This window comes from Duncaniella muris, from assembly GCF_003024805.1.
Classification (GTDB): domain Bacteria; phylum Bacteroidota; class Bacteroidia; order Bacteroidales; family Muribaculaceae; genus Duncaniella; species Duncaniella muris.
Window position 1 is genome coordinate 1 of record NZ_PUEC01000051.1, and the last position, 10,770, is coordinate 10,770.

Below are 10,770 nucleotides of genomic sequence, written 5' to 3' on the forward strand. Positions count from 1 at the left end.
TAAAATCCCCTGCTGACATTACGTCGACAGGGGTCATTTTTATATTGGGCAAAAGGGTCAGTGATATTTTGGCTTAAGGGGTCAATTCAACCTGGTCTAAGGGGTCATCCGAGCCTGGGTTTTCCACCCCCTCCGATTCTTTTGGGACACTTTAGCACAAAATAGTAAATATCAGAGAATTGGATGCTAAAAACGGCATCCCGGCCGGACATGTGGCGGAATGTGAGAAACGAGGCTGATATTTGACGGATCCTGTGGTACATTTGTGGTACATTTTTGTGGTACATCCACGAAATTTGTACCAAAGATAATGTGCTAAATCGAGACTAACAAATGCTACAATGGACTACGGACAGGAATGGCACTGATTGCTAAACCTTTCTAAATCAGAAAATTATAAAATTGCTAACGACTGCTGTCCAGCCACTTACAGACACGAAAAAAGGGCCATCAAATGATGACCCTTATGTGATCCGCCTGGGATCGTATATTTTGCACTCAACTGGGTTGATTGTCATTGTTTTGTCATTCGTGCCCTATTCCATGTCCACGAATTGCACACGGCATGATTTCATCGTTTCGCTTTAATTTGCCATGTGGTTACGACCAAGACCTCTGTCCCGGAAGGTGTTGGAGTTTCCTCTTTTACACTGCAAAGATAGTAATTTTTATTTATTCGGACACCATTTACCATGTTAAAAATAGTAATTTTTAATCGAGCTGTATAATTTAAGTAGTCTAAAATATTATGATTTAATTTTACAATTGGTGCAAAATGAGCCAAAATCGGCATTAAAATCCCCAGTATTTCGGTTTTTGATTTTGAAGTGTGCAGGAATTTTGCTATATTTGCATCGTCAAATAGCATTGGATATGATACAAGATCTGAAAATACGAAATTTCAAGTCGTTTCGTGATGAAGTGGAACTGAGTTTTGAGCCGTCGGAAGATGACCGCTATAACAGCGTGGTCGTAATGCCTGACGGAGTTAAACTGTTGCGCTTTGCCGTCGTATTGGGCGCAAATGCAAGCGGCAAGTCAAATCTACTTGATGCCGTTGAGTTCCTACGTCGTTTCTGGAATACAGTTCCTTCTACAAATGATGACGGTACGGACGTACAGCCATTTCTGTTGAGGGAAGATGCACTTTCTTTCGACACGGAATTTGAATTGAAATTCTATGCCGATGGCCTCCGCTATTGGTATAAGCTCAAGGTAAATCCCGAAAAGGTTTGCCACGAGTCGCTCTTTGTGTATCTCACCAATCGCCCGACAAAAGTGTTTTGCCGTGAGGATGTAGGAGGTGTTTCTAAATTGAATTTCAATCCGGCTGTTGTCAAACTTTCGCAGGCAGAGATGGACGTCATGACGATGAACTGTCTCCGCAATATGTCGCTTTTAGCTACATTGAAGAAAGTAAATGTGTCGGTTGCATATCTCGATAATATGCGCCGATGGATTGACAACCGTATTCTGCCATTGCAGAGCGGTTCACTCTCAACGCTTTCAAATGACGCGAAGAAGCATATTGCTGACAGCGAAGATTTCCGCGAGTACCTTCTGCAATTCGCAAAGGAAGCAGACTTCAATATTTCTGACATTAAAATCCAGAAGATGGCTGCTCTATTTGGACATAAGGTTGAGAACGCCGACGGAACGCAGAATTATGTTCTCCCAGAGGCTTGTCAGAGTACAGGTACCAAGCGAATGGTCGAACTAGAATCTATGATATTTGAGCAACTGAACCGTCAGGCATTCCTATGTATTGATGAGATTGAGGCTTCGATGCACCCCAACCTTATGGAGTATATTCTATCAAAGTTTGTCAATACTCCCGACAATCAGTCGCAGTTGCTTGTATCTACCCACTATGACCCTATCCTGAAAGATATTGATGACATTTTCGGAAAGGATTCTGTTTGGTTTACTGAGAAAGGCAAGGACGGCAACTCTCAGATGTTCTCTCTCGTTGATTTCAAGGGCTTAAATAAACTATCATCCATCCACCGCGCATACATGAACGGTCGTTTCGGCGCACTTCCCAACGTATTGTAATTATGGCAAGAAGAATCAAAGAGCGTAAGCTCAAAAATCCCGCGATTACAATCATCGGCGAGGGCGCGACCGAGCGTTTCTATTTCACTCATTTGAAACGTCTAAATGGTTACAATTATGTCTGCAAACCACGAAACTTTGCCGAGCAGAATATTGATGATATTCAGCGTCAGGTCGAGCGAGTGCTTGCTGATGACGGTATTGCCGTATGTGTATTTGATGTGGACGTAACGCGCATACACCAAGCAGACAAAGCCAAATTTGATGCGATGCGCCAGCGTTATGCCAATAATCCGTCTGTCATCATATGCGAAAGTATGCCATCCATCGAGTTCTGGTTTTTACTCCATTACATGAACACAAACCGCTACTTCGCAACGTCTGATGATGTAATAGCCGCCCTACATCGTTATTTGCCCACTTTCAGTAAGCAACAATCATATCTTTCAAAAGAAAACTGGGTTGCTACCCTCTTGGCTGATAACAAGCTGACAACAGCCATAAATAACGCAACCGCCATCGGCGAAGAAGGCGAATCATACTCCAACCTCCACAAACTATTCGCGTTACTTAATCCCTAATGTTCCTTTTTACTCATCGGCAACACAATTTTAATAAAAGAGAGATTCGAGAAAATGTTTTCATAAACTATATATCATTAATCGCATTTTTGTGATTGAAAGCATGACGAATACTATCATTTCTCTCTTGCTCTCGTCTTAATGAATCTGTACGTTCTCTCTGTTGCTTTTCTGCTTCTATTTTCCTCTTTTTTACCATTTCAAAATTAATCATTCCTTCTTTACACTCTTTTCTTACTTTGGCAAGGAGTACATCAGATATGTACATAATTCCATATTCCGACATCTCAATACGTCCATTTTTGAAATTCCATACATATCTATCAGATTTTCCCTTTGAACGATAAGGTGTAATAGCATGTATATCTTTCTCAAAAGAAAAGTCCTTTATTATCTCAGGTTCACCATATTTAGTTGTATATAGTGATAACAGACTATCAAAGTTTGTTAAGGAATTATCGTTACTGCCTAATCCATAGATTCGTATCGCAGAAACAAAACCGTCAAGTATGTATAGGTCGAGACCAACTGTTGTGTTATCTAAAGATATAAGCATTCTATAATCATCGCCATTAAGATTGACACCCGCAAAATCATTTACCCCAACTTTATATGGGAATACACCATAATAAGTTGTTCCGATAAACTCATCATAAATAGCATCTGGATGTTTTACAATTTCATGATAATGAAGTTGTGACGGTTCTCTATCTTCTTTCAACGCTTTCAGATATTCCCATGCGGTTTCGCTTGAAATACCAAGCTTAATTCCTTTTACCGACAAATCCTGAACCTTATTTACTCTTTCTTTATGAAGCTCTGTATTGTGAGCCACAATCTTATCATATTCCGTTTGCTGTCTATGTATGCAGCAAATAGGCCATACTGCCACCGAAATATAACTTACTCCAATAACCATCAGCGTAATGATAGATGCACAAATATCAATCTTACATACTATAAGTTTTGCCTCCTTAAAGTAGGAAATAATTCTATATCCACAACTTACTAAACATATACAAAGAATAATGGATGTAAATCCACCAAAGAATCCAACCTCCGAGGATATTCGAGGGGCATACCATGCACGTTCAATAGGTATAGTATAGTATGATTTGGGGATAAAATTTGCAGAAAAATAATTTTGCAGCGCATCCGCAATTGAATCGGAGCAGAGAATCAGAGGGATGATTGAGTTTATTATATAACATACAATAATAGGTAGAAAGCATATAATTACTCTACTTTTTACATTACAATTAACGGTATTGTGTAAAAATTCGTCCAATACCTTGAATGTCCCTAATTGAAATATGCCAATTAGGCAGAGTATCCAAAACATTCCAGCATCTCCGAGGAGAAACCAACCATATAGAAGAGTTCCTCCTATCAATGTAATAATACCTAAAGCTATAATTAAACATGTAATAAACCATATAGAAGTATTTTCCCCTTTAGGATTTTTGTTTGGCTTGAATGGTTGCGGATTATTGCGATTTATGAAGTCAGAGTAGTCTTTTTTGCTACACGAACCAATAGCAATAGCTACACTATACAATACGCCAGAGTACTCTTTCTCTTTACCAAGATTTATCTTGTTTTCCGAATCAACTATATGAGCAATTTCGTCTTTTGTTTTCTTTGAATTTCCCTTAACAGCAACCAGTTTAGAGATATAACCAGTTGTTAGACAACTTTTGAATGTATCTTTAAGAGTATATTCATTAACAAAAGAATAGCTGTCTGATAGTATATGCCAGAACTTGGGATCTGATAAAATATCAACCCCATACTTTTTTACTATCTTAGAAACCGCGTCAATCAGACTCAAATACATAGTTATCCTCTCAATTCATTTAGAATGCCTTTATATTTCTTTGGCAGAGTTACTTTAGTCGCTCCAGACCTAACGGCTTCAGGAACCAAAGATTGAAGAACTATATCATTTGGCAAAGCATCCGCGACCGTCTTGGCATACCCTATAGAAACAGTTACCATTGATGAATCTGTTGCGTCAGAAGATATTTCAGTCCTAACATCCTCAATTCCGTTCTCAGCTTTAGCCTGTGCAATCGCAGCCTTGAAACTGTTGGCATCCATTGTATAAAACTGAGATGCACCTCTGACCATTCTTAGTGCATCGACACGAGGCCAATCATAATAGTTAAGCATAGGATTGATTGTTCTCATGCTGAGTTTTGTGAATTTGGCACGGTCAAACTGAATCCAGACAAGACCTTCTCTTTTCCCGTCAAGCCAAACTGATACTCGTTGAGTACGAATATTAATAGCGGCATTGAAGAGCGATGCAGCTACATAATAAATCATACTTACGATGGTCTCAGTCTTGAACTGCTCCATCTCTTTGACGAGTTTGTCCTTGACTGAAATCTTACCCGTCGAAAGAATATTGGTCTTATTTGTGGGGAGATTCATGTCGCCATGAAATTCAATATTAGTGTTAAGTAATCCGGATTTTTCATCATAGTCACAGGAAATCTCAACACGATATGGTAGAGAGAGTTCTCCAAGAATCATTCTTATGTTCCTCTCGGTTGCAGTAGTCTCTCCATTGATATAGTCCTCGATTTCTTTCTTTTGGCGATCGTATTCTTTCTGAAATAAGGCGTTAGCACGAGCCTCTTTATCATCTTGCAAGTCGCTGAAAAAAGACTGAATTTCCTCGTAGGCGCGGAGTCTTGCTGCCATTGCCTCTTTCTCATGTTCGTTGACGAATGTTGTTCGCTCCTTGCGCTTATCTTCATACAAGTCAGAGAAGCGAATTTCAGCCTCCGCTTCAAGTTCACGACGCACATCTTCTCGTATCGGGCGAGATAAAGGGAATGTTTCCCTTTCGTACTGCTGAGGAGATAGAGCGTCAATCTTTTTCTGATGCTCTGAAAGTTTCTGCATTCTTGCGGCTTTCTTGTGCATTGCAGTAAATTCAGCATCTCTCTTTTCAAAGGCAGCCACCATTTTTAAGGAAATGTCGCTTACAGCCGGCTTGTAGTCAGCATCACGTTTGGCGCTATTTTCTTGACTCGAAAAGCGAGAGCCGTTGACCATTACCTCGTAGTTGCCGAGGCTGTCAACCTGCACCGTTGCAGTGCCACCGTTAAAACGGTAGCTCTTGCTTATAGCAGCAATATGGGTGTTAACCCGTGGAAATATAGTTTGTTGTATCATTAATATATTATTGACTTAGTTAAGAACATTCATGGCAGTTAAGTACCACATGTTTTCTTCGACATATCTCGAATCGAGAGTTATTAGTATTCCTCTCCATAAAGATTGAATATGGACTTGCTGGCATCAAACTCATAGTTGAACTGCGGCTTGACTGTTCTTCTGTTCGAGTTTGATACAATTCGAGCATCGACAATTCGTGATATTTTGAAAGTCCGTTCTTCCTCTCTCATATGGCAGTATGCACTTATATAGCCCACTCCATATTCTGAACTAATGGAGACATCACTAATGACACGGGAAGATTTTTCATAGCTATTCTTAGCGTAATCTATCTCTAACGTCAGTTTATCTTCAATAGCTCTTTTAATTATCTGTTCTATTGTTACTCCTTCTTCCATAATCAATTACTTTTTGGACTGAGCATAACGAACCAAGTAACCCAAAGCATTACGTTCCGGGGATACACTCTTTATATAGTCAGCATTTCCAACTATATATAGGGTTTGTCGAGCACGAGTGACGGCTACATTTACAAGATTTGGAACTATATAGTCAATCCAGTTGACTTTACGTTGCGGAGAGTTGTCAGTGATAACCAGACTGTAGATTATAACATCTTTCTCATCTCCTTGGAACCCATGCGCGGTATTTACTTCTACGTTCTCTCTTAGAGAATCACCAAGTCGAGATTTGATATAGTCTGCTTGATCTCGGAAAGGGGTTACAATACCAATAGAAACATCGGCTTTTAGTGAGCATAGCTCTTTTGCAAGATTGACTGCTCTATCAGCCTCAACACGATTGATATTAATATTTTCCGACTCCTGTTGTCCATGTATGTTTATCATAACAACACCCTTTTGAGGTAATGTCATTCTGCTTTCGTCGGTCTTTACGTTCAGTGGTTTATCAAGGAATCGGCTATAGAATTGATGGTTTGAATAGCCAATAATATCATGATGGCATCTATAATGATTCTCCAATGTAATTGGAGAGCTATTTTGATTAGCATGAGCCAAAAAGTCCGCAGCATAATCCCACAAGGATTGTTCTGCATACTTAAGATATGGACGTGCGGATAGACCCATATGTTCACGGATTACATTTTCATCATCAACTCTTACAGAAGTGATATGTCTCAACTGCTTAGGGTCTCCGATGATGACTACTTGCTTTGCTCTTAAAATTAGAGGTATGGCAGATGCTATGTCACACTGTGAAGCCTCATCTATAATAAGAATATCAAATAGATTATCCACCAAGGGGAAACCGGCCTTTACAGAAAGGCTTGTTAATGATATTAATCGGCATACAGATATGAACTCCCTGCTTCGGCGTATAAAATCTGGAAGTTCATTATCTTTCCACGGAATATTGTCTGGAAGATAGGATTTATATGCACTTATCTTTTGGGCAGCTCCTTGTCCTCTCTCTATTTCTGAAATCTTTGCAGATACCAATTGTGGCCCAAGATTTATAAGAGCATCTTTAGAACGGCGGATTGAAAATATCAACTCGCTCTTTTTCTTGGTTAAGTCTTCAAGCTCTTCAGCCTGCGTTGTATACTTGCGATCTATTGCTTCGAGACTTGTGCGCAGATTTGAAATCGTTGTAGAATGACGTTTTTTCTCCTTACTTAATGCGCGTTGCCAATCACAAATACATTCCAGCAGTGAAATTACCTGCTTTGAATGCTCTATTATAGCTTTCCCATCCTTAAAATCATCAGTCGAACGTATGAGATTTTGATCTCTTAATTCTGCTCTAATTGATGAAGGCAGGTCTTCGATGTGGCCAAGGTAAGTTACTGCATGTTTCTTCTTAGAGAAGAGATTATGCCAGATTCCACTGAGTCCGGAATATTTGCTTAGCAATGAGTTCCGTAGTCTGGTAATCTGACTTGCAATCTGACTAATAGAGGCTAAATTTACATTCTCTAAATGAGACACATTGGAATACCTTTTGTTTATTCCTTCATAGTCTGATGCAAATCTTTGATTTTCCGCTTCTATCTGAGCCTCGATGTTCGATTTATCTGACAATAATTGCGGAATTGAATTTTTAAGTTCTTCAATTCTTGAAAGTTTCCTCTTTGCATCTTTAATCGTAGATGTAAGATCCCGATACTGCAAGAGCAACGACGACAGTGTGTCAGGTTGATTCTTTAGTACGTCAAGTCGGTTTTGTATATGCGTCAATGCCGGAATTGTTTGACTTCTCACATACTCTTTCTTGCCAAAGCGCAAAAGATATTGGCTTGAGTCTATATTGTCAAACCGCTCTTTTACATTATCAACCGCTTTGTTATTCTTACTTGCTACCAACACGCTTTTATCCTTCATCAAGGCGTTGGCAATAATATTCAAGATAACTTGGGTTTTTCCAGTACCGGGTGCTCCCGTTACGACGGTAAATCTGTTGCTAAGTGCATGTGCTACTACAGAAGCTTGGCTCTCATCCAAAGAACTTACTGGAATAAGCTCATCCACAGATACGTTCTCAATCAGATTGCCAAACTCTGAGTGAGTAAGGAAACTTTTTAGAAGCTCATTCTTCTCAACCGCAGAAGAACTAAGTTTATTTAATTCTGCGGAGATTTGAGCTAAAGCAATATTCTTTGAACTTAATCCCAGCTGTAATTCCGACTTTAATTCTGCGGCCTCTCCTAAATGTCTTTTTACCAGTTCTTGTAAAACTTCAAATGATTTTACCTGAGCTAATTCACTTTCAAATTCTCCAATTTTTTCGTCTGTTAGCTCAAGCTCATCAATATGACGGCTGTCGAGAGAAAGATTTGAAATCCTAACGGGTAAAAGATTCTCATACGGGTCATAACCTTTCAAATCATCATAGTCAATAGTTAAGCTGAATACAATGACTTGACCAGGTTTGTCTTTCCGAATTACTGGGATGCCAATATAAAGATCCTTAGGGAAGGTCAAATCTCTATTATCAAGAAAGACCTTTGTGAAATTTACATTGCAAGGGAGATCAATGAGCATAACATCACTATCATTGTCCTTGAAATGCAAGGCATAAGAATAATAAGTCGCAATGTCAGGCTCCTTGCTCCTTTCTAACTCCAGAATGGTTTTATAAAAGCCGATTATCTTATCCAGCTCAGTTGCATGAGATACTCTCATTTTCCTGAGCAGACGTTTTAACGATATATTGTCTGATTGCCTCATAACATTCAGATATTATTAACTTGGTTAAGAACATTCATGACGAACCATGCGTCAAAGCCTTGGAAGACCGTACGCTTTGGCTTTGCCTCCTCCTTGTGGACTTCAAGGCCATCAGAATATGGCGTAACACCTACAAGTTTTGAATACGGAATCTTTACACTTGCTGTCGGGCAGTGGAAAAAGAAGTGTTTATTGGTAACGACAAGGGAACCTACGCCAACCTTATCCATGTGGCTTCTTTCAACGGGGTGTCCTTTGAACGAACCAGTTCGATAAGTCACACCCTTACAGATACGATAACTCATACCTCGACTACCGCCAACATATTCACGGGTGATTTTCTCTTGGAACATGGTAACATTATCGTAAACCCAGAGTGCGCACTCTCCTCGACCTAACATTACAGGTACAGTGAGAGGCTTTTGAGGAAGAACCCCTCTCTGCAAATCCTTTAGAACTATAGCCTGTCCAATTCGTGCAAGGCTCTCACTTTGATACTGCATTGGGAGGCAGTTTAAAGCAATGCCGAGTGAGGATGTATATGACTCAATTAGTTGTTGTTCGTTATCCGCCAACCATCCATCAGCCATAAACTTATCAGCGGCCTTATTCAAGACGCTGTAGTATGCTTCATCTTTCTTTTGTTGGCTCAAAGGCAGCACAGACGTTACAGAATCCGTACTGATTTTAATCTGACTCAAAGGCACTCCTTTGGCGAAGAAATCCACAACATATCCCTGAAACATCTTTAATGCCAAAGCATCCATATCGCCTTTTTCATTCAATTTTGTGTATGGAATTGCAATAGCATTGAGAAATGCTTTAATCCGTGAAAGTGTGTCCGCTGGGTAAGGGCGTTTTAGAGAATCTCCAAACGCCTTAATTGCAGTAATAGCAACAGTTGCAATATCATCATCAGACAAGAAATACGGCAGTTTGTTCTTTGCCAGTTTCGATTTCAGATCATCAGCTGATACGCTTCCACTGAAATATCTACGCATGAGGTCACCCATGCCTTTCAGTCCACGCTCATGCTTTTCCTCGCACTCCTTATGAACGCGAGAAAAGAATCCAGCCGATTGTCCACAATACTTGCAGGTTGCCATAGTTAGTGTTTGATGCGTTTAAATTTTTACTATATTATTAATGAGTTTCATGGAATCTCAATTTCGTATCTAATTCCTTCTTTAGTATAAGCGTAGCCGCTATGTCCATTCATGACCAGATTGCCTTCTTGAAATTCAATAAAAATGTTATCGTTGGAGACAATCATAAACCATATTCTGCGATCTGCACTTCTAAACTTAAGAGGAAAATATTTAATACCATTTTTAATAATGGTATTCACACCGCCAATGGTATCAGGCAATATATATCCTCCAAGATAACTGCACTTAAAATTTATTCTAAAAATCTTTATGAGCTTTGAATTATAAATGCATATGTAATCTTCACCATAACAAATAAATAACTCAGCACTCTCTTTAACAAGGATTCTTTTATATTCAAACGGAATAATAATATTGTTATTAAAATCAATAATACCTTCCAATGACTGCCAAGAGGATGGATCTTGAAGTTTCTTTGCCCTAAGCAAATTACAATTTATAGGTTTTAACATTGTATATTTAGAGCTTGTTTAAAAACAAATGTGAATAATAAATAAGCATCAGTCAATATTTCAGGCATTTATGCTTTGGTGATTGTTTAAATAAATGAATAACCAGAAACAAAACCAAAGAATTATGTATCTGACA

Annotated in this window: 9 protein-coding genes; 2 read left to right on the forward strand and 7 right to left on the reverse strand. The window is 39.1% G+C overall.

What is annotated here, in order from left to right:
- Window positions 1–571 precede the first annotated feature (571 nt).
- Window positions 572–868, reverse strand: coding sequence for a hypothetical protein (locus C5O23_RS13555; RefSeq protein WP_107033448.1), 297 nt, complete (start codon window positions 866–868; stop codon window positions 572–574).
- 5 nt (window positions 869–873) lie between these two features.
- Between C5O23_RS13555 and C5O23_RS13560 the strand changes: the two genes are divergently transcribed.
- Window positions 874–2,055, forward strand: coding sequence for an AAA family ATPase (locus C5O23_RS13560; protein WP_107033449.1), 1,182 nt, complete (start codon window positions 874–876; stop codon window positions 2,053–2,055).
- Between the two features lie 2 nt (window positions 2,056–2,057).
- Complete coding sequence (locus C5O23_RS13565; protein WP_107033450.1) at window positions 2,058–2,636, forward strand: RloB family protein; 579 nt, start codon at window positions 2,058–2,060, stop codon at window positions 2,634–2,636.
- A gap of 67 nt (window positions 2,637–2,703) precedes the next feature.
- Here the strand turns inward: C5O23_RS13565 and C5O23_RS13570 are convergent, their stop codons facing one another.
- The 6 genes from C5O23_RS13570 to C5O23_RS13595 form a co-directional block, all read right to left on the reverse strand.
- Window positions 2,704–4,473 carry a hypothetical protein gene (locus tag C5O23_RS13570; RefSeq protein WP_107033451.1) on the reverse strand — a complete coding sequence of 590 codons (1,770 nt, stop codon included), beginning with the start codon at window positions 4,471–4,473 and terminating at the stop codon, window positions 2,704–2,706.
- A gap of 2 nt (window positions 4,474–4,475) precedes the next feature.
- A complete protein-coding gene (locus tag C5O23_RS13575; RefSeq protein WP_107033452.1) occupies window positions 4,476–5,822 on the reverse strand; it encodes a hypothetical protein in 1,347 nt (448 codons plus the stop codon).
- An 83-nt stretch (window positions 5,823–5,905) separates the two neighbouring features.
- Window positions 5,906–6,223, reverse strand: coding sequence for a WYL domain-containing protein (locus tag C5O23_RS13580; protein WP_107033453.1), 318 nt, complete (start codon window positions 6,221–6,223; stop codon window positions 5,906–5,908).
- Between the two features lie 6 nt (window positions 6,224–6,229).
- A complete protein-coding gene (locus C5O23_RS13585; protein ID WP_107033454.1) occupies window positions 6,230–9,013 on the reverse strand; it encodes a DEAD/DEAH box helicase in 2,784 nt (927 codons plus the stop codon).
- Between the two features lie 5 nt (window positions 9,014–9,018).
- Window positions 9,019–10,119: a hypothetical protein gene (locus tag C5O23_RS13590; RefSeq protein WP_107033455.1), complete on the reverse strand. Its 1,101-nt coding sequence runs from the start codon at window positions 10,117–10,119 to the stop codon at window positions 9,019–9,021.
- A gap of 47 nt (window positions 10,120–10,166) precedes the next feature.
- Entirely contained in the window at window positions 10,167–10,634 is a 468-nt protein-coding gene (locus tag C5O23_RS13595) for a hypothetical protein (RefSeq protein ID WP_107033456.1), read from the reverse strand.
- Between the last annotated feature and the right edge of the window lie 136 nt (window positions 10,635–10,770).

Bases quoted from the DNA above. Each gene is read 5' to 3' on its own strand.
- C5O23_RS13555 (WP_107033448.1), bottom strand. From the start codon at position 868: ATGCTATTTGACGATGCAAATATAGCAAAATTCCTGCACACTTCAAAA.
- C5O23_RS13560 (WP_107033449.1), top strand. From the start codon at position 874: ATGATACAAGATCTGAAAATACGAAATTTCAAGTCGTTTCGTGATGAA.
- C5O23_RS13565 (WP_107033450.1), top strand. From the start codon at position 2,058: ATGGCAAGAAGAATCAAAGAGCGTAAGCTCAAAAATCCCGCGATTACA.
- C5O23_RS13570 (WP_107033451.1), bottom strand. From the start codon at position 4,473: ATGTATTTGAGTCTGATTGACGCGGTTTCTAAGATAGTAAAAAAGTAT.
- C5O23_RS13575 (WP_107033452.1), bottom strand. From the start codon at position 5,822: ATGATACAACAAACTATATTTCCACGGGTTAACACCCATATTGCTGCT.
- C5O23_RS13580 (WP_107033453.1), bottom strand. From the start codon at position 6,223: ATGGAAGAAGGAGTAACAATAGAACAGATAATTAAAAGAGCTATTGAA.
- C5O23_RS13585 (WP_107033454.1), bottom strand. From the start codon at position 9,013: ATGAGGCAATCAGACAATATATCGTTAAAACGTCTGCTCAGGAAAATG.
- C5O23_RS13590 (WP_107033455.1), bottom strand. From the start codon at position 10,119: ATGGCAACCTGCAAGTATTGTGGACAATCGGCTGGATTCTTTTCTCGC.
- C5O23_RS13595 (WP_107033456.1), bottom strand. From the start codon at position 10,634: ATGTTAAAACCTATAAATTGTAATTTGCTTAGGGCAAAGAAACTTCAA.